The sequence below is a fragment of the Chromobacterium sp. Beijing genome (assembly GCF_021496765.1).
Taxonomy (GTDB): Bacteria; Pseudomonadota; Gammaproteobacteria; order Burkholderiales; family Chromobacteriaceae; genus Chromobacterium.
In genome coordinates this window covers 3,810,729-3,828,504 of the sequence record NZ_CP053750.1, presented here as the reverse complement: position 1 = coordinate 3,828,504, position 17,776 = coordinate 3,810,729, and the positions used below count along the sequence as shown (strand labels likewise).

Below are 17,776 nucleotides of genomic sequence, written 5' to 3'. Positions count from 1 at the left end.
GAGGCGCGGCTGAACTCGCACCGCGCTAACGTCGCGGTGCTCGAACAAGCAGCCGCTTAAAACCTCGGGCCTGCCACCCGACGGCAGGCTTGAAGGGAGTTGGGGCGCGTCGGGCACGTGGTTTTCTTCGCGCCGAGCAAGCTGAGTCCCGTTGGACTTGGTAGTGCAAAAGATCGTGGACAAGTTCTAAACACTTTTACCCCGGGGCGGCGATCCCGCCCTGGGGACAATCGATAGAACCTTTGATAGAACCTTGGGAGTTTTTCGCATATGGAAATGGCGAACGTAGATGTTGCCGGCGTCGGCATCGGGCCGTTCAATCTGGGCTTGGCGGCTTTGTTGTCGCGTCACTCGGATATCAAAGGGGTGTTTCTGGAGCGCAAGCCGGCGTTTCGCTGGCATGAGGGTTTGCTGTTGCCGGGCACCACGCTGCAAGTGCCGTTCCTGGCCGATCTGGTCACGCTGGCGGACCCCACGCATCCGCTCAGCTATCTGAACTATCTGCACCAGCATGACCGCCTTTACCAGTTCTACTACTACGACAACACTCTGGTGCCGCGCATCGAATACGACGACTACTGCCGCTGGGCCGCGCAGCAGCTGCCGGCCTGCCGCTTTGGCGAGGAGGTGCGGGACGTGGCTTACGACGCGGACGCGGGGCGTTTCGTGGTGGACAGCGAGTCCGCGTCGGGCGGGATGCGCCGCTACGCCGGCCGCGATCTGGTGGTGGGCGTGGGCACTTCGCCGTGGCTGCCGGCGTGGGCGCGCGCCAGCCGTCACCCGCGGGTGATTCATTCCGCCCAGTTCATCCCCAATCAACAAGCGCTGTCGCAATGCCGGCGCGTCACTGTGATCGGCTCCGGCCAGAGCGCGGCGGAGTGCGTGCTGGCGCTGTTCCGCGAGCTGAGCCCGGAGCAGGTGGCGGCCGGGGCGTCCATACAGTGGATCACGCGCGCGCCGGGCTTCCACCCGATGGAGTTTTCCAAGCTGGGGCAGGAGTGTTTCACCCCGGCTTATATGCAGTACTTCCACAGCATCCCGCGCGAGAAGCGCCGCGAGGTGGTGGCCGGCCAGGGCCTGCTGTACAAGGGCATCAGCTTCTCCACCATCGGCGATATTTTCGATCTGCTCTACGAGCGTTCGATAGGCGGCCGCGATCCGGGCCTGAAGCTGTATTCCAATTGCGATGTGGAGGCGTTGGAGGAGCAGGGCGCGGACGGCGCGCTGCGCATGACTTGCCATCACCGGCAGCTGGGCCAGCGTTGCCAGCTGGAGACGGACGCCATCGTCGCGGCCACCGGTTACGCTCACGCCTGGCCGCAGTGGTTTGAGCGCTTGAAGGAGACGGTGCTGGAGGTGGACGCGCAGGGCGATTGCATCGTGGAGGAGGATTTCACCGCCCGCCGCCGCGATCAGGGGCCGGGCCGGGTGTTTGTGCAGAACGCGGAGATTTTCCAGCACGGGGTGGGCTCGCCTGACCTGGGCATAGGCCCGATCCGCAACGCGGCCATCATCAATCAGTTATTGGGTCAGCCGCGTTATCGCCTGCCGCAGCGTTCGGCGTTCCAGCATTATGGGCTGCCGCAGGGCTAGGTTCTAAACCGGCCGGTGGGTATCGCCTGCGGCTCCACCCACCCTACGAAGGTTGCTCGTCGCGGTAGGGTGGGTGGAGCGCAGCGATACCCACGCGGATCGGGGCCTGGGGAGCGTCGGGTGCGGGGTTGCCTGTGTGCTAGCGGAATTTCAAAACATTGAACAAAGATTGTGAACAGGCTGAGCTGTTGGTGGGTATCGCCTGCGGCTCCACCCACCCGACGATGGTTGCTCGTCGCGGTAGGGTGGGTGGAGCGCAGCGATACCCACGCGGATCGGGGCCGGGGCGCGTCGGGTACGCGGTTGCCTGAGCGCTAGAGTCGTTTCAAAACACGGAACAAAGATTGCGAATAGGCTGAGCTGTTGGTGGGTATCGCCTGCGGCTCCACCCACCCTACGGTGGTTGCTTGTCGCTGTAGGGTGGGTGGAGCGCAGCGATACCCACGCGGACTGGGCCTAGGGCGCGGCGGGTGCGGGGTTTCCTGGGGCCAAGCTAAGGTGAAATAGATTGCGAATAGGCTCTGAAGCCGAATGGAATTGACGCCCCCGCCCTCGTTTGAGGGCGGGGGCGTCAAGGTTTTGCGCGTCGTATCACCGACGCGCAGCGGACCGTAAACGACGGCTTAGCCCAGCAGCTCTTCCAGCCTCCGCTCGCTGGCGTCGCCCGTGCTCAACAGCGCGAACAAGCGGTGCAGCGTGGCGCAGATGGCTTCTAGCTGGGCGGCGGAGTAGCGTTCCGCGCGGTAGGTGATGACCAGGCGCAGCGAGCCGTCGTGCGCGTCTTCCATGATCTCGAACTGCAGGCCGAACATGGATTCGCTCTTGTCCGGGTCGATCTGGCGGTAGCGGATCTCGCCGCCGTCCGGGGCCGGCAGCGCGCCGTTGAGCGCGTTGTTGGCGTGGACCTGAACGTAGACGTCGAACAGCAGGCCGTCCGCCGGCGTCATGCCCAGCGCGTTTTGCACCAGTTCCAGCGGAATGTCGGCGTAGGCCATGGAGTCGTTGATGGTCAGGGTCACGTCCTTGAGCAGGCTGCCCAGCGATTGCCCGCGGTCGAAGCGCACCCGGTGCGCCACCATGGTGGTGAAGTAGCCGACGGTGTCGAAATACGCCGCGTCGGTGCGGCCGGAGGACGAGGTGCCGATCACGATTTCCGGCAGATCGCCCAGCTGATGCAGGGCCAGCGCGATGGCGGTGTAGACCACGCTGAACAGCGAGGAGTCATGACGCTTGGCGAAGGCGGTGATCGCTTCCTGCGTGCCCGGCTCGGGCTTGAACTCCAGCCATTTGGCCTTGAAGCCGGCGGCCTGGGCGGGCGCGGCGGTCGGCGCGGCCGGGTCCGGCAGGCGCAGGCCCGGCGTGGCACCGCGCAGCATGGCGGTCCAGTAGTCCATGTGGCGCGGGTTGACGCCCTGGCTCTGCTGCTCCAGTGCGAAGGCGTGGAAGGAGGGCGCCGGGGCGGCCCATTGCGGCGCCTTGCCGGCGGCGCGGGCGCGGTAGGCCAGCGCCAGCTCGTCCATCATCACATTGAGCGACCATTCGTCGATCGCCATGTGATGCACCAGGAAGGACAGGGTCTGGCGGCCGGTGGCCGGGTGGCGCAAGAAGCGTATCCGCAGCGGCAGTTCCCGGCTCAGGTCGAAGCGGTGGGCGGCTTCGTCCGCCAGCGTCAGCCCCTCGCTCTCCGCGCTGCTCCAGAACCACTTGTAGCCGCCGGTTTCCGTCAGCGGCACGATGCGCTGGAGCGCGGCGCCGTCTTCTTGATGGAAGGTGGCGCGCAGGCTGGCGTGGCGTTCCAGCAAGTCCGTGAAGGCCAGGCGGAACAGGTTTTCGTCCACCGGATCGAGGAAGTCCAGCGCGAAGGGCAGGTTGAAGATGGTGCCGAAGTCGTAGGCGGCGTAGGCGCGCCACAGCGAGGCTTGCGCCAGCGCCAGCGGCGCTTGCCGCACTTCGGCGGACGGCGCGGCCTGACGGCGTTGTTCGCTGACGGTGGCGCGCGCGGCCAGCGCGGCGGCGGTGGGCGCTTCAAAGAAGTCGTTGAAGCGGATCTGGATGCCGTGCTTGCTTTGTAGGGTGCCGATGATGCGGGTGGCCAGCAGGGAATGGCCGCCGAAATCGAAGAAGTTGTCGTCCGGCTTCATGCCGGGCTCGGCCAGCACCGCGCGCAGTTCGCTCAGGATGACGGCGGCGATCGCGTCCTGGCCGTCGGCGGCGGGCTGGGCGGCCGCCGGCGGGCGGTAGCCGGTTTCGCCGGCCTGCAAGGGCAGCGGCGTCAGCGCCAGCGGGCGGCGGGCGGCGTCCAGTTGCCGATAGCCCTGGGCCAGCGCGTCCGCCAGGGCCTTGAAGGGCTGGGCCGGCTCCAGGATGGGGTGCAGGCTCAGCGCCAGCACGGCGCTGTGTTCGGTGTGGACGATCAGGGCCTGGAACGGCGGCTGCGTCTCCGCGTCCCAGGGCGCCGCGCGCAGCGCGAGCAGGCGCTCGGCCAGCTGGGCTTCGCTCATGCGCGGGAAGGCGATGCAAGGGTGCCAGCCGGCCACATGGGATTTGCGCAGATCGCCGTCGTCGCTGAACTGGTAACGGGCGTTCAGCTCCGGCCGGGCCTGGATCAGCTGTTGCAGCGCCAGGGTCAGCAGGGCGAGGTCCGTTTGCTCGTCCAGCCGCCAGGCGTCGACAAGGCGGTTCAGGCGTTCCGGGTGTTGCTGCTGCAATAGCCAGCATTGTTCTTCGTGAAGGCTCAGGGGCAGGCGCTGCGACGGGATGTCGGGGTGGGGGTGCGACAAGAGTGGTCTCCTTCTGAAATTCAACAGCCAATAATCGTTGCGGGCGGCGACGGGAGGCCTTTGACGGTCGCCAGTCAACAGGACGCGTCGTCGGGGGATGACGGCCCTGGGAATGCGTGCGGCGGGTTCTTGCGATGAGATGTCTACGGCATGGCAGGCGCGGGATTCCGGCCGTTTTTCTTAGAACCTGTTCAAAGTCTGCTGCGCTTCGGCGATACGGCGTTGAAAACAACTTCGAAATGCTCATGTACCGCTTGACCATTCCGCTTTCTCAGCCGTTTTCGCCTTGTCTCGCTCTTGTTCGCGAGACTTTGAACAGATTCTTACGGGTCCATCAGGCTAAGAGGGCGCTTATGCGTCATGCCCGGCGGCCGTAAACTGGCTTTTCGGCATAATCCATGCAAAGGACATTGGTTGATTACGTCTTGTATGACGTATTGACAATGTCGGTGATAATAATAAAAATGATTATCATTTGCAAATACAAGTGAAAAGGAGAGGGGCGTGGACAATGGCCCGATCACTTTTCAGTCGCAATTGCGGAGCTTGTACCTGGATCACCACGGCTGGCTGTGCGGCTTGTTGCAGCGCAAGTTGGGCAATCCGAACGATGCGACGGAGCTGGCTCACGACATTTACCTGCACCTCATCCAGAAAGGCCGGCTTCCGCCGGCGGACGAATCGCGCTGCCATTTGGCGCAAATCGCCAAAGGCAAGGTGATTGATCTGCTGCGCCGCCGCCGGCTGGAGGCCCGTTATCTGGAAAGCCAGGCCTTGCAGCCGGAGCCGCGCGCGCAGTCGGAAGAGGCGCGCGCGATGGTGAAGGAGGAGATCAAGGGCGTGGACCTGGCGCTGATGGGCAAATCGTTCAAGGTGCGCCAGGCCCTGCTCTTGTCCCGGCTCAACGGCATGAGCTACGGCGATATCGCCGCGGAGCTGCAGGTGTCGGTGTCGTCGGTGGAGAAATACGTCGCGCTCGGCCTGCAGGCTTGCCGCCGCAGCGTGGAGGCCGGCCTGGGGCAGGGCGCGTGCAAGCCGCATTCATTAATTCGTGTCGTAGAGGAGTTGTCATGAGTGTTGAGGAAGAGGTTTTGGGAGAGGCGGCCGCGGCCGGGCCTATCGCCCGCGTGTTGGCGCCGATACGCGGCCGGCTGATCGCCGCCGGCTTGCTGGCGGGTTTGGGGTCCATGCTGAGCCTGGCGCCGCTGGCCGGCGTCGCCCATATCGCGCAGCTGGCGCTGGGCCAGGGCGCGGCCGCCTTGGGCGGCGATGTCTTGTGGCGGGTGGTGGGCCTGAGCCTGCTTTGTCTGTTCGCCGGCATGACGCTGATTCTGGCCGGCGACGTGGTGGCCCATCTGGCGGACAACCGCATCACCGGCCTGCTGCGTCTGGCCATCACCCGCCGGCTGGCCAAGGTGCCGCTGGGCTGGTTCACCAGCCGCGCCTCGGGCGAGGTCAAGCAGGCGATGCACGACGATATCGGCACCCTGCACAGCCTGACCGCCCATTTCTACACCACGCTGGGGCGCAGCGCGGGCGCGGTGCTGGCGTCCATTGCGTATCTGTTTGCGATGGACTGGCGCATGGCCATCGCCTCGCTGCTGCCGTTTCCGCTGTTCTTCCTGTTCTTCGCGCGGGCGCACAAGGCCAGCGCGGCCAATATGGAGAGCTTTGGCGCCGGCATGGCGCGCATCAACAACGCAGTGGTGGAGTTCGTCAACGGCATTCCGGTGGTCAAGGCCTTCGGCGCGCAGCACAAGGCGCACGGCAGCTACCGCGCGGCGATAGACGCCTTCGCCAGCGCCTTCACCGATTTCACCCGGCCGCTGGTCAGCGCGATGGCCAACGCCAACGCCATCATCGCGCCGGTGTCGGTGCTGGGCGTGGTGCTGGCTTTCGGCGCGCTGATGGTGGGCCTGGGCTGGATCGCTCCGGTGGACGTGCTGCCCTTCGCCCTGGTGGCGCCGGGCCTGAGTTCGCCGCTGTTGATGCTGAGCTACATCACTCATGATTTGAACCACGCCACCGGCGCGGCCCAGCGCGTGCACGCGCTGTTGCAGACGCCGGTGCTGGAAATCGCCGCCGGCGCGGCGCGGCCGGCCGACGCCGAAATCCGCGTGGAAGGGCTGAGCTACGGCTATGCCGAGCAGGAGCCGGTGCTGTCCGGCATCGATTTCACGCTGGCCCCGGGCACGGTGACGGCCATCGTCGGCCCCTCCGGCGCCGGCAAGTCCACGCTGGCGCGGCTGCTGCTGCGCTTCTTCGATCCCAGCGCCGGGCGCATCACCCTGGGCGGCGTGGATCTGCGGCAGCTGGACAGCGCGGAGCTGTATCGGCGCATCGGTTTTGTGTTGCAGGACGTGAGGCTGATCCACGCCAGCGTGCGCGACAACATCGCGCTGGGCCGGCCTTCCGCCAGCCAGGCGGAAATCGAGGAAGCCGCGCGCATGGCCAATATCCATGATCGTATTCTCGAGCTGCCGCGCGGCTATGACGCGGTGATCGGCGAGGACGTGCAGTTCTCCGGCGGCGAGGCTCAGCGGCTGAGCATCGCCCGCGCGGTGTTGCTGGACCCGCCTGTGCTGGTGCTGGACGAGGCGACGGCGGCGGCCGACGCGGAAAACGAGGTCAAGCTGCAGCAGGCGCTGTCCGCCTTCGCCCGCGGCCGCACCCTGGTGGTGATTGCGCACCGGCTGGACACGGTGATGCAGGCGGACCAGATCCTGGTGGTGGACAAGGGCCGGCTGATCGAGCGCGGCCGCCACCATGAGTTGCTGGAACAGGGCGGCTGCTACGCGCGGCTGTGGGCGCAGGGTCATTACGGCAAGGCCGGAGAAGCAGAACAGGAAGGATTGGTGCCGCAATGTTGAAGACTTTTATTCGGCTGCTGGGGGAGGACGCGGCCAAATTGCGCCGTTACGCGTGGCTGGCGCTGACCTACAGCCTGCTGTGCGGCGTGACCATCGTGATGCTGGCGCCGGTGCTCAGCCATCTGCTGGCCGGCGAGGCGCGCGCGGCCGGCGCGTGGCTGGCGGCGCAGGCGCTGGGCGTGGCGCTGTGCTGGGGCTTGCGGCGCAAGGTGGAGAAAGCCGGCATCGCCGTCGGCATCGCCGTGCTGCAAGGCGGACGCCACCGTTTGGCCGAGCATGTCGGCGGCCTGCCGGTGGGCTGGTTCAGCGCCGGCAACACCGCCCGGCTCAATCACATCGCCACCCAGGGCATGATGGAAATGGCCCAACTGCCGGCCCATGTGTTCACCCCGCTGTTTGTCGGCGTGGTGACGCCGGTGGTGGTGCTGGGCGCATTGTTCGCCGTCAATCCGCTGATGGGCTGGGTGGGGCTGGCCAGCCTGCCTTGCCTGCTGCTGGTGTTTGGGCTGACCGCGCGGTTGAGCCAGCGCGCGGACCAGGCCTATCAGCAGCACGCCGGCCAGAGCAGCCAGCGCATGGTGGAGTTCGCGCAGGCGCAATCGGTGCTGCGCGCCTTCAACGGCGAAAGCGGCGGCACGCGTTTCCTGGAGCAGGCCATCGCCCAGCAGCAGCGCTCCGGCCGGCGCTTGATCCGGCTGTCGGCCTTGTCCTCGGTGCTCAACGTCTGGGCGGTGCAGGCCAGTTTCGCCGCGCTGCTGCTGGTGGCCGCGCTGTGGCTGAGCGACCATGCCGGCCTGGGCCTGACCCCGGCCACGGTGATTCCGGCGCTGGTGGCGCTGATGCTGATGAGCCGCTTCATCGACCCGCTGCTGGACGTGGCCGGCTATAGCGAGGTGCTGCGCGGCGCGCGCGGCCAGCTGCAGGCGGTGGCCAAGCTGTTCGAGGTGGAACCCATGGCCGAGCCGGTCCGTTCCGGCGAACCGGCGGACGCCTCGGTGGAGTTGCACCGGGTGGGCTTCCGCTACGGGCCGGAACAGGTGCAAGTGCTGAGCGAGCTCAGCCTGCGGATTGAGCCGGGCAGCATGACGGCGCTGGTGGGCGCGTCCGGTTCCGGCAAAACCACGGTGTTGCGCCTGATCGCCCGCTTCTTCGACGTGGACCAGGGCGAGGTGAAAGTGGGCGGCGTGGATGTCCGCGATCTGTCCAGCGAACGGCTGGCCGGCCAGATCAGCCAGATCTTCCAGGACGCTTATCTGTTCCAGGGCAGCATCGGCGACAACATCCGCATCGGCAAGCCGGACGCCAGCGACGCCGAAGTGCTGGCGGCGGCCAGGCTGGCCGGGGTGGAGGAAATCATCGAACGCCTGCCGCAGGGCCTGGACACGCCGGTGGGCGAGGGCGGCGCGCGCTTGTCCGGCGGCGAACGCCAGCGCATTTCCATTGCGCGGGCGCTGATCAAGGACGCGCCCATCCTGCTGGTGGACGAGGCCACGGCGGCGCTGGACACCGAGAACCAGGCCGCCATCGCCGAGGCGCTGGCCCGGCTGCGCGGCAAGCGCACCCTGATCGTCATCGCCCACCAGCTGTCCACGGTGGAGATGGCGGACCAGATCGTGGTGCTGGAGGACGGCAAGGTGCGCGAGCAAGGCAGCCATGCCGAGCTGAGCGCGCGCGCCGGCCTTTACGCCCACTTCCTGGAGCAGCGCAGAAGCGCAAAAGGCTGGCGCATCACCGCGGCGCCGGCCGCAGAGGCCCTGTCTTGAAACGACTCGCCTTGCCGCTGCTGCTCTTGGCCTGCAGCGGCTTGTCTTTGATGGTGGGGGCCAAACAGATGGCCTGGACCGGGCCGCTGGCCCTGTCCGACGACAGCTGGCTGACCCTCACCGCCAGCCGGCTGCCGCGCCTGGCGGCGCTGCTGCTGGTGGGGGTGGGGCTGTCGGTGTGCGGGGTCATCCTGCAGCAGATCGTGCGCAACCGCTTTGTGGAGCCGGCCACCTCCGGCGGGCTGGACGCGGCCAAGCTGGGCATCCTGGTGGGGCTGAGCCTGGTGCCGGAGGCCGGCAACCTGGGGCGGATGTTGTTCGCGCTGGCTTTCTGTTTTGTCTCCAGCCTGGTCTTCATCGCCATCATCCGCCGCATCCAGTTCAAGAACACCGTGCTGGTGCCGGTGATAGGGCTGATGTACGGCAGCGTGCTCAGCGCCGTGGCCGAATTCTACGCCTACCGCCACAACATCCTGCAAAGCATGCAGGGCTGGCTGCTGGGCGATTTTTCCAAGATCGTTGAAGGCAATTACGAGATCGTCTACCTGATCCTGCCCATCGTCGCGCTGGCGTATTGCTACGCCCACCGCTTCACCGTGCTGGGCATGGGCGAGGAGATGGCGGCCAGCCTGGGCCTGAGCTATGCGGCCACCGCGGCGCTGGGCCTGGTGCTGGTGGCGGTGACGGTGGCCGCCACCGTCATCACCGTGGGCGCCATTCCCTTTGTCGGCCTGGTCATTCCCAATCTGGTGGCGCTGCGCTGGGGCGAGAACCTGCAGCGCACGCTGCCCATCGTCGCCGCCTGCGGCGCCTTGTTGATGTTGGTCTGCGACATCATCGGCCGCCTGCTGATCTACCCGTTTGAAGTGCCCATCGGCCTGACCGCGGGCAGCGTGGGCGGCGTCTTGTTCCTGATGATGATTCTATGGAAGCACAAATGAGGGACGCCCTGATCCGCCGCGGCGTCTGGGCGCTGGCGGCGGCGCTGGCGCTGGCGTTCCTGCTGCTGGGCTCCGGCCTGGATTTCGATTACGTGATTCCCAACCGCCTGATCCGCCTGGCGGCGATGGGGGTGGCCGGCGTCTGCATCGCCGTGTCCGCGCTGACCTTCCAGACGCTGACCGGCAACCGCATCCTGACCCCGGCCATCATGGGCTACGAGGCGATCTACCTATTGCTGCAGGCGCTGCTGGTATTGCTGCTGGGCGCGCAAAGCCTGGCGCTGCTGGGCCGCCACGGCAACGCGCTGCTGTCCATCGCGGTGATGCTGGCCTATTCCTGGGCCTTGCACCGCGCGCTGTTCCGCAAGGAGCGCAACGATCTCTATCTGCTGCTGCTGAGCGGCCTGGTGCTGACCATGGTGCTGGGCACTTTCACCCAGTTCATCCAGCTCAAGACCAGCCCCGGCGAGTTCGCCATCCTGCAGGGCTTCAGCTACGCCTCCTTCAACCGGGTCCAGCCCGGGGCCTTGCTGTTCGCCGCGCTGCTGACCGCGGCCGCGGCCTGGCTGGTGCGCCGGCGGCTGGCGGTGCTGGACGTGCTGCTGCTGGGGCGCGAGCAGGCCATTTCCCTGGGCGTGGACTACCCCGGCAATGTGCGCATGCAACTGGCGCTGATCGCGGTGCTGGCGGCGGTGTCCACCAGCCTGGTGGGGCCCACCGCCTTCATGGGCGTCTTCGTCGCCAACATCACTTACGCGCTGGCGCGCACCTTCCGGCACCGGGTCACGCTGCCGCTGGCCTGCGCCGTCGCCATCGCCATCTTTATTGCTGCCCAACTCCTGGTGGAGCAGCTGTTCAATTACAAAACCACCGTCAGCATTCTGGTCAACCTGGTGTGCGGCGCCTATTTCCTGGCGCTGATGGTGCGCAGCAGAGGACATGCATGATCACGCTTGAGCGCGTCTACAAAGCCTACGGCGACAAACAGGTGCTGCGCGACGTCAATCTCAGTTTTCCCTCCCGGCAAGTCACCTCGCTGATCGGCCCCAACGGCGCCGGCAAGAGCACGCTGCTGATGTCCGTCGCCCGGCTGTTGAAGCCCAGCGCCGGCCGCATTCTGATGGACGGCGAGGAGATAGAGCGGATTCCGCTGCGCAGCTACGCCAAGCGCGTGGCCACCTTGCGCCAGCACCCCAATATCGGCCTGCGCCTGACGGTGGAGGAACTGGTGGGTTTCGGCCGCTTCCCTTACAGCCAGGGCCTGCTGAGCCGGGACGACCGCCGCGCGGTGGACGAGGCGCTGGCCTTCCTGGGCCTGCAGCCGCTGCGCGCCCGCTATCTGGACGAGCTCAGCGGCGGTCAGCGGCAGATGGCTTTTCTGGCGATGAGCATCGCCCAGCAGTCCGACTACCTGCTGCTGGACGAGCCGCTCAACAACCTGGACATGAAGCACGCGGTGCGCATCATGCAGGCCATACGCCGGCTGAGCGAGGAACAAGGCCGCACCGTGATCCTAGTGGTGCACGACATCAACTTCGCCGCCAATTACTCGGACCACATCGTCGCGATGAAGGCGGGCGCGGTGCATGGCTGCGGCCCGGTGGCCGAGGTGGTCACCCAGGCGCGGCTGCGCGATCTCTACGGCCTGGCCGTGGACATCCTGCCCAGCGAGCGCGGCTTCGTCTGCAATTACTTCAATCCCTCACCCACTGGAGAAACCGTATGAGCATTCATAAGACGCCGCGCGCGCGCGCGGCCCTGCTGGCGCTGGCCGTGGCCGGCGGCTTGCTGGGCTGCGACGCCCGACAGGCCGCGCCGGAAGCGGCCGCCGCCGCGCCGGCGGCCCAGGCCGCCTACGCCCCTGTCACCGTCAAGCATGAGCTGGGCACCACCCAGATCAAGAAGCGGCCGGAGCGGGTGGTGGCCTTCGACATGAGCGAGCTGGACGCGCTGGACCAGTTGGGCGCGCCGGTGGCGGGCATCTCCAAGGACTATGTGGCCGGCTTCCTGAAGAAGTACGAGCAGGACCCCAAGGTGATGGACGTGGGCACCACCATCCAGCCCAATCTGGAACGGCTGCACGCGCTCAAGCCGGACCTGATCCTGATCTCGCCGCTGCAGGCGCAAAGCTATCCGGAGCTGAGCCGCATCGCGCCGACGCTGCATTACGACATCGACCTCAACAACCGCCCCGGCCATACCCTGGACACGGCCAAGGAGCATTTGCTGACCCTGGGCCGGATTTTGGGCAAGGAGGCGCTGGCGCGCGAGAAAGCCGGCGAGATCGACGCCAAGATCAAGCAGGTGCGCGAGGTGACCGCCGGCCGCCCGGAAAAGGCGCTGATCGTGCTGCACAACAACGGCGCTTTCACCTCCTACGGCGTGCGCTCGCGCTACGGCTACATCTTCGACACCCTGGGCGTGAAGCCGGCCAGCAATGAGACCAATAGCGGCCTGCACGGCCAGCCCATTTCCAATGAGTTCATCCAGCAGGCGGACCCGGACATCTTGTACGTGATAGACCGCACCGCGGTGATGGAGCGGCGGCCGGCCCTGAATCTGAAAACCCTGGACAACCCGCTGCTGCGGCAGACCAAGGCCTGGCGCAATGGCAAGGTGATCTTCGTCGACGCCGAAACCTGGTATCTGTGCACCGCCAGCCTGAGCTGCCTGAACCGGATTGGGGATGAGGTGATCAAGGGCTATCGCAGCTGAAGGCCGGTTTACGATCTTTGCTGCCGTGTTTTGAAATCCAGCGCGGTACACGGAAAACCGCGCAGCCGATGTGTCCCGGCCCTTCAAGAGATTTCCGCGTGGGTATCGCTGCGCTCCTCCCACCCTACTGATGACGAGCAAGCCTGTGTAGGGTGGGAGGAGCCGTAGGCGATACCCACCAGCGGCCTCTATGTTCACCAAGGTAGCTCTTGAAACCAGCTTTCATGATCTGCTGCGCGTCGTGAGGCGCGCGTTCAAAATGCTCCTACCCCTTGCACATTCCGCTTTCTCAGAACGTGTTTACGATCTCGCGAGCTAAGGCGAGACAAGGCGAAAACGACCGAAAAAGCGGAATGTACGAGTGGTACATGAGCATTTTGAGGGCGTTTTCAACGCCGTATCGCCGACGCGCAGCAGATTGTAAACAGGTTCTCAGCGGTTTTTGCTCTTGCTCGCGAGACGTTGACAAGCGCTAAGCCGGGCGCGAGTTGACTTGACGATGTGCTATCAAAAATGATTTTCATTTCTATTTGAGGGTTTCGCACTTTGCTTCGGAATACATAGTGAAGTGAAACAATCTCCTCACGTAGAAAGGAATCTGGATGTTGAGTCAGAAACGGTCGGCCTCCCCCATATCAACTACACGCCGACTCGCGCCGCAATCCGCCTTCCCCCTGAATACGCTGCGCGCCGCCACCCATCTGGCCCTGATGGTGGGCTTTGGCGGCGCCGGCCTGAGCTTGGCGCCGGCGGCGCTGGCGGCGGACAATGCGCCGGCCCAGGCCAGCAACGGCGCGCCGGAACGGCTGGCGCCGGTGGTGGTGCAAGGCCGCCGCGTCTACGCCGGCGGCCAGCTGGCCACCGATAGCCGGGTGGGCGTGCTGGGCAATCTGGACGTGATGGACACGCCGTTCAGCACCATCAGCTACACCGAGGACTATGTGGCCAACCAGCAGGCGCGCGAGATAGGCGCGCTGATCGGCGCCGCCGATCCCTCGGTTCACGTGGCCAGCAAGGGCACCATCCTCGAGAAATTCAATATCCGCGGCTTCCCCACCTCGGCCAACGACATCACCTTCAACGGCCTGATCGGCATGGCGCCCAATCTGCGCGGCTCCACCGAGATGGCGGCGCGGGTGGAAGTGCTGAAGGGGCCGTCCACCCTGCTCAACGGCATGCCGCCGGAAGGCAGCCTGGGCGGCAGCGTCAACATCGTGCCCAAGCGCGCGGGCAACACGCCGCTGACCTCGGTCACCGCGACTTATGAATCCGACAATATGCCCGGCGTGCACGTGGATGCGGGCCGGCGCTTTGGCGACAGGCAGCAGTGGGGCGTGCGCTTCAACGGCGTTTACCGCAACGGCGACACCGCGGTGGACAAGCAGAAACAGGGCATGAATCTGGCCTCGCTGGGCCTGGACTGGCGCGGTGAGCGCGCCCGCGTCTCGCTGGACCTTTACCGGCAGCGCGAAAAGATGGACGGCATCAATTACTTCGGCATCTTCTCCATCGCCCCGGGCGTGACCCAAGTGCCCACGCCCAAGAAAGGCGATTACCAGTTTGCGCCGGATTGGGCCACCAATACCAACACCACCCAGGTGGCCTTGCTGCGCGGCGAATACGAGCTGAGCGAGGCGCTGACCCTGTACGGCGCCTATGGGCATCGCAAGGCGGACTTCGACGCCACCATCACGCGCGACCGCTTGCTCAATAACGCCGGCGACCTCAGCGTGAGCGCGTTCCGCCTGATGAACGAGGGCACGCAGAAATCCGGCGAGGCTGGCGTGCGCGGTCATTTCGACACCGGCAAGATTCAGCATAAGTGGTCGCTGGCGGCCACGCGCTTCACCTCGGAGCGCAGCTACCGGGATGGAATGGGCCCCACCTTCAACACCAATTACTATGCGCCGTCCTTCGGGTCCATGCCGGCGTTCCGGTATATGGGCAGGAGCGTTCAGGACAAGCTGGGCAGTATCGCCCTGGCGGATACGCTGTCCTTCATGGACGGTAAGGTGCAGTGGACGGTGGGCACGCGGCGTCAGAACGTGCAGAGCAGCAACTACGACGCCGCCGGCGCGCAAACCTCCAACTACGACCAAAGCCGCTGGTCCCCGGCCACCGCCTTGCTGGTCAAGCTTTCGGACCAGCTCTCGGTTTACGGCAACTACATCCAGGGCCTGAACCAGGGCGGCGTGGCGCCGGACACGGCCAAGAACGCCGGCGAAAGCCTGCAGCCGTATCAGACCGAGCAGTACGAACTGGGCGCCAAGCTGGATTGGGGCGGCCTCACCCATAGCCTGAGCCTGTTCCAGATCGCCCGGCCCAGCGCTTACACCAGCCCGGACAGCAATGTGTTCGGCGTGTACGGCGAACAGCGCAACCGCGGCCTGGAGTGGAGCTTCTGGGGCGAGGCCAGCCGCGGCCTGCGTCTGATGGGCGGCGCGTCCTACACCAGGGCCGAGCTGACCAAGGCGCTGGACCCGGCGCACCTGGGCAAGCAGGCCTCCGGCGTGCCCAAGGTGATGGCCAAGCTGGGCGTGGAATACGATATCGCCGCCCTGCCGGGCCTGACCGCCACCGGCAACGCCCAGTACGTGGGCGAGCGCTTCGTCCGCGACAACAACCAGCTGTCCTTGCCGTCCTACACCACGTTTGACCTGGGCGCCCGTTACACCACCAAGCTGGCCGCCAAGGAAATCACCTTGCGCGCCTCGGTGCAAAACGTCGCCAACCGCGCTTACTGGGTGGGTTCGTGGAGCGGCGGCGACGGCAGCGGCTTGTCCGGCGGCCTGGGCGCGCCGCGCACCTTCCTGCTGTCCGGCACCGTGTCGTTCTGAGCATCCGCTTCGCGGACTCTGAGCTTTGCCCTGCCGGCCATGCGGGGCGTTTGACCGACGCCGCGGCTTCCGCCGCGGCGTTGTCGCGTTTACATCACCTTGCAAATCAGCTTATGGGCGGCTTGCAACTCCTGCCGCACCGGCTCCAGCAGCGCCGCGATCTGCTCGCCGTTCAGCGTCTTGGTGTCCGGGCAGCTCAGCAGCAAGGACATCAGCGCTTGCAGGCTTTGGGTGGCGGAGTGAAAACGCAGCACGCTGCGGGTCAGGCCCTCGTCCACCTCCAGATAGCGGCGGTCCAGCTTGCGGCACAAGGCCTCCAGTTCCGGCCGGCCCTGGGCGTTGGCGCGCAGCTCTTGCAACAGGTCTTGCAGTTGCAACAGGACCGGGGTGGCTTGGGCGTTCATGGCCGCTCCTCCCCAACAGTGACAAAACGAGGATGCCGCCGGTGCAAATTAAATATATTCATTATGAGCTCCACAAAGATCTGCTCTAAGAAACGCCTGCGCGGCGCGGAGGACGCGGGCAGGCTCATGGCCGCGCTGTCGGGCGCGGCGCATGGCAGCCTGAGTGGGGAAGGCGGGAGCGTCAAGACGACAGCCGGGCCGGCCTTGGAACAGACTCTTTAGGCCTTACCAGCGCGCGCGCTTGAACAGGCTGAGCCGGTTGATGCGGAACAGCCGCGCCGGACGCTGCTTGCCGCCGAGGAATTCTTCGGTGGCTTCCAGAATGGCGGCCTCGTCCGCGTATTCGCCGGGCTTGGCGTCCGCCACTTTGATGCCCAAGCGGGAGCGGAAAGTGCCGCGGGACACGGTCTCGCCAAAAATCTGCTCGTAAGTGCGTTGCAGCTGGGTGAGGGTGAACCGTTCGGGCAGCAGCCAGCAGGGCAGGGTGGAGTAGCTGGCCTTGTTGCGCACCCGCTGCACCGCTTCCCGCACTTGCTCCGCGTGGTCGAAGGCCAGCTCCGGCAGCTGGTCCACATCGTAAAAGTGGAATACGCCGTCCCCGGCGTCCTGCAGTTGCTGCAGCGGGATCAGCGCCACGTGGGAGATGGCCACCGACCAGCCTCGCGGGTCGCGCCGCGGACCGGCGAAGGTGCGCAACTGTTCCAGATAGCGCGGCTCCAGCCCTGTCTTGTCGCGCAGCACGCGCATGGCGGTGGCTTCGCAGCTGTCGTCCTTATCCACATGCACATAGCCGCCGGGCAGCGCCAGCTGGTGTTGGCAGGGGGCGTGGCTGCGGCGGTGCAGCGCCACTTGCAGGCCGGCGGCGCCCAGAGTGAGCAGGACAATGTCCACGCTGACGGCGGGCGCGGGGCGCGAGGGTCTCATAGGAGGTCTCCGGTTTGGCTTTTCCAATATTTTCCGCCATATAGTTGCAAAACTCAACTAAGTGAATTTATACTGTGCGCATGTTAGTTGAAATTATCAACTAAGTAAGTCAACGCAGCGCAGGAGTCAGCATCATGTTCAAGATTTTCGCGGATTCGCAGCAAGGTGGCAGTCAGCCGCTGGCCTTTCAGAGCACGGTGTTTCCCGGTGGGGAAGTGCAGGTGTCGGTGGAAGTGGACGCGCCGGCGCAGGCCTTGCGCCTGCACGCCCATCTGCCGGACGCGCAAGCGGTGATGAGTTTGCTGATGCTGAGCGACGCGCTGCGTCGCGCTTACCCGGGCCGCCCGCTGGCCTTGCATCTGCCCTATGTGCCGTATGCACGCCAGGACCGGGTGGCCAACCCGGGCGAGGCGCTGAGCGCCAAGGTGTTCTGCCAGCTGATCAATGCCCAAGGCTACAGCCGGGTGGTGATCCAGGACCCGCACAGCGATGTGGTGACCGCACTGTTGGACCGGGTGGAAGTGGAAGACCCGCTGCCGGCGCTGCGCCGGGTGCTGGAGCGAGTGGGCCCGGCGGCGCTGGTGGCGCCGGACGCCGGCGCGCGCAAGCGGGTGCTGAAGCTGGCGCGGGAGCTGGGCTGCGAGGCGGTGCTGGCGGACAAGGAGAGGGACACCCAAAGCGGCCGCATCAGCGGCACCCAGGTGGCCGGCCCTTTGCCGGCGCTGCCCTTGCTGGTGGTGGACGATATCTGCGACGGCGGCCGCACCTTCACCGAGTTGGCCAAGGCGCTGCGCGCTCGCCAGCGGGAACAAGGTCTGGACGCGCCGCTGTACCTGTATGTGACCCACGGCATTTTCAGCCATGGCCTGGAACCGCTGCTGGAGCATTACCAGCAGGTATTCAGCCGCAACGACTGGACGGCGGATGTCCGCTGCCAGCTGGTTTGACT

The 17,776-nt window shown here is 65.9% G+C and carries 13 protein-coding genes; 10 read left to right on the top strand and 3 right to left on the bottom strand.

Annotated features, from left to right (window positions below):
- The first annotated feature begins 276 nt into the window (after positions 1-276).
- The gene (gene basC, locus HQN78_RS17765; protein WP_235085290.1) at positions 277-1,593 is read left to right on the top strand and encodes a putative histamine N-monooxygenase; all 1,317 of its coding nucleotides are present in this window, start codon (positions 277-279) and stop codon (positions 1,591-1,593) included.
- Positions 1,594-2,216: 623 nt separating this feature from the next.
- Here the strand turns inward: basC and HQN78_RS17760 are convergent.
- The gene (locus HQN78_RS17760; protein ID WP_235085288.1) at positions 2,217-4,373 is read right to left on the bottom strand and encodes a condensation domain-containing protein; all 2,157 of its coding nucleotides are present in this window, start codon (positions 4,371-4,373) and stop codon (positions 2,217-2,219) included.
- Positions 4,374-4,877: 504 nt separating this feature from the next.
- Between HQN78_RS17760 and HQN78_RS17755 the strand changes: the two genes are divergently transcribed.
- The 8 genes from HQN78_RS17755 (at position 4,878) to HQN78_RS17720 (ending at position 15,499) form a co-directional block, all read left to right on the top strand.
- On the top strand, positions 4,878-5,447 hold the full coding sequence (locus HQN78_RS17755) for a sigma factor-like helix-turn-helix DNA-binding protein (protein ID WP_235085286.1): 570 nt from the start codon (positions 4,878-4,880) through the stop codon (positions 5,445-5,447).
- A complete protein-coding gene (locus HQN78_RS17750; protein WP_235085284.1) occupies positions 5,444-7,243 on the top strand; it encodes an ABC transporter ATP-binding protein in 1,800 nt (599 codons plus the stop codon). The genes HQN78_RS17755 and HQN78_RS17750 overlap by 4 nt, the downstream gene beginning before the upstream one ends.
- Positions 7,237-9,006, top strand: coding sequence for an ABC transporter ATP-binding protein (locus tag HQN78_RS17745; protein WP_235085282.1), 1,770 nt, complete (start codon positions 7,237-7,239; stop codon positions 9,004-9,006). Before HQN78_RS17750 ends, HQN78_RS17745 begins: the two co-directional genes overlap by 7 nt.
- Positions 9,003-9,947, top strand: a complete 945-nt coding sequence (locus HQN78_RS17740) for an ABC transporter permease (protein WP_304502822.1) — start codon at positions 9,003-9,005, stop codon at positions 9,945-9,947. Before HQN78_RS17745 ends, HQN78_RS17740 begins: the two co-directional genes overlap by 4 nt.
- On the top strand, positions 9,944-10,894 hold the full coding sequence (locus tag HQN78_RS17735) for an iron chelate uptake ABC transporter family permease subunit (RefSeq protein ID WP_107801073.1): 951 nt from the start codon (positions 9,944-9,946) through the stop codon (positions 10,892-10,894). Before HQN78_RS17740 ends, HQN78_RS17735 begins: the two co-directional genes overlap by 4 nt.
- Positions 10,891-11,673, top strand: a complete 783-nt coding sequence (locus HQN78_RS17730) for an ABC transporter ATP-binding protein (protein ID WP_227106188.1) — start codon at positions 10,891-10,893, stop codon at positions 11,671-11,673. The genes HQN78_RS17735 and HQN78_RS17730 overlap by 4 nt, the downstream gene beginning before the upstream one ends.
- Positions 11,670-12,662 carry a siderophore ABC transporter substrate-binding protein gene (locus tag HQN78_RS17725; RefSeq protein WP_235085279.1) on the top strand — a complete coding sequence of 331 codons (993 nt, stop codon included), beginning with the start codon at positions 11,670-11,672 and terminating at the stop codon, positions 12,660-12,662. The genes HQN78_RS17730 and HQN78_RS17725 overlap by 4 nt, the downstream gene beginning before the upstream one ends.
- A gap of 602 nt (positions 12,663-13,264) precedes the next feature.
- Positions 13,265-15,499, top strand: a complete 2,235-nt coding sequence (locus HQN78_RS17720; RefSeq protein WP_107801070.1) for a TonB-dependent siderophore receptor — start codon at positions 13,265-13,267, stop codon at positions 15,497-15,499.
- An 89-nt stretch (positions 15,500-15,588) separates the two neighbouring features.
- Here HQN78_RS17720 and HQN78_RS17715 read toward each other — a convergent pair whose 3' ends face one another.
- Positions 15,589-15,903, bottom strand: a complete 315-nt coding sequence (locus HQN78_RS17715) for a hypothetical protein (protein WP_235085277.1) — start codon at positions 15,901-15,903, stop codon at positions 15,589-15,591.
- A gap of 225 nt (positions 15,904-16,128) precedes the next feature.
- The gene (locus tag HQN78_RS17710; protein ID WP_235085275.1) at positions 16,129-16,827 is read right to left on the bottom strand and encodes an NUDIX domain-containing protein; all 699 of its coding nucleotides are present in this window, start codon (positions 16,825-16,827) and stop codon (positions 16,129-16,131) included.
- Positions 16,828-16,961: 134 nt separating this feature from the next.
- On the opposite strand from HQN78_RS17710, the gene prs reads away from it, so the two are divergent.
- On the top strand, positions 16,962-17,774 hold the full coding sequence (prs, locus tag HQN78_RS17705; protein ID WP_235085273.1) for a ribose-phosphate diphosphokinase: 813 nt from the start codon (positions 16,962-16,964) through the stop codon (positions 17,772-17,774).
- The last annotated feature ends 2 nt before the right edge of the window (positions 17,775-17,776 follow it).

What these genes read in the sequence shown, in the direction of transcription:
- basC (WP_235085290.1), top strand. Translation starts at nt 277, where the DNA reads ATGGCGAACGTAGATGTTGCCGGCGTCGGCATCGGGCCGTTCAATCTG.
- HQN78_RS17750 (WP_235085284.1), top strand. Translation starts at nt 5,444, where the DNA reads ATGAGTGTTGAGGAAGAGGTTTTGGGAGAGGCGGCCGCGGCCGGGCCT.
- HQN78_RS17745 (WP_235085282.1), top strand. Translation starts at nt 7,237, where the DNA reads ATGTTGAAGACTTTTATTCGGCTGCTGGGGGAGGACGCGGCCAAATTG.
- HQN78_RS17735 (WP_107801073.1), top strand. Translation starts at nt 9,944, where the DNA reads ATGAGGGACGCCCTGATCCGCCGCGGCGTCTGGGCGCTGGCGGCGGCG.
- HQN78_RS17730 (WP_227106188.1), top strand. Translation starts at nt 10,891, where the DNA reads ATGATCACGCTTGAGCGCGTCTACAAAGCCTACGGCGACAAACAGGTG.
- HQN78_RS17725 (WP_235085279.1), top strand. Translation starts at nt 11,670, where the DNA reads ATGAGCATTCATAAGACGCCGCGCGCGCGCGCGGCCCTGCTGGCGCTG.
- HQN78_RS17720 (WP_107801070.1), top strand. Translation starts at nt 13,265, where the DNA reads ATGTTGAGTCAGAAACGGTCGGCCTCCCCCATATCAACTACACGCCGA.
- HQN78_RS17715 (WP_235085277.1), bottom strand. Translation starts at nt 15,903, where the DNA reads ATGAACGCCCAAGCCACCCCGGTCCTGTTGCAACTGCAAGACCTGTTG.
- HQN78_RS17710 (WP_235085275.1), bottom strand. Translation starts at nt 16,827, where the DNA reads ATGAGACCCTCGCGCCCCGCGCCCGCCGTCAGCGTGGACATTGTCCTG.
- prs (WP_235085273.1), top strand. Translation starts at nt 16,962, where the DNA reads ATGTTCAAGATTTTCGCGGATTCGCAGCAAGGTGGCAGTCAGCCGCTG.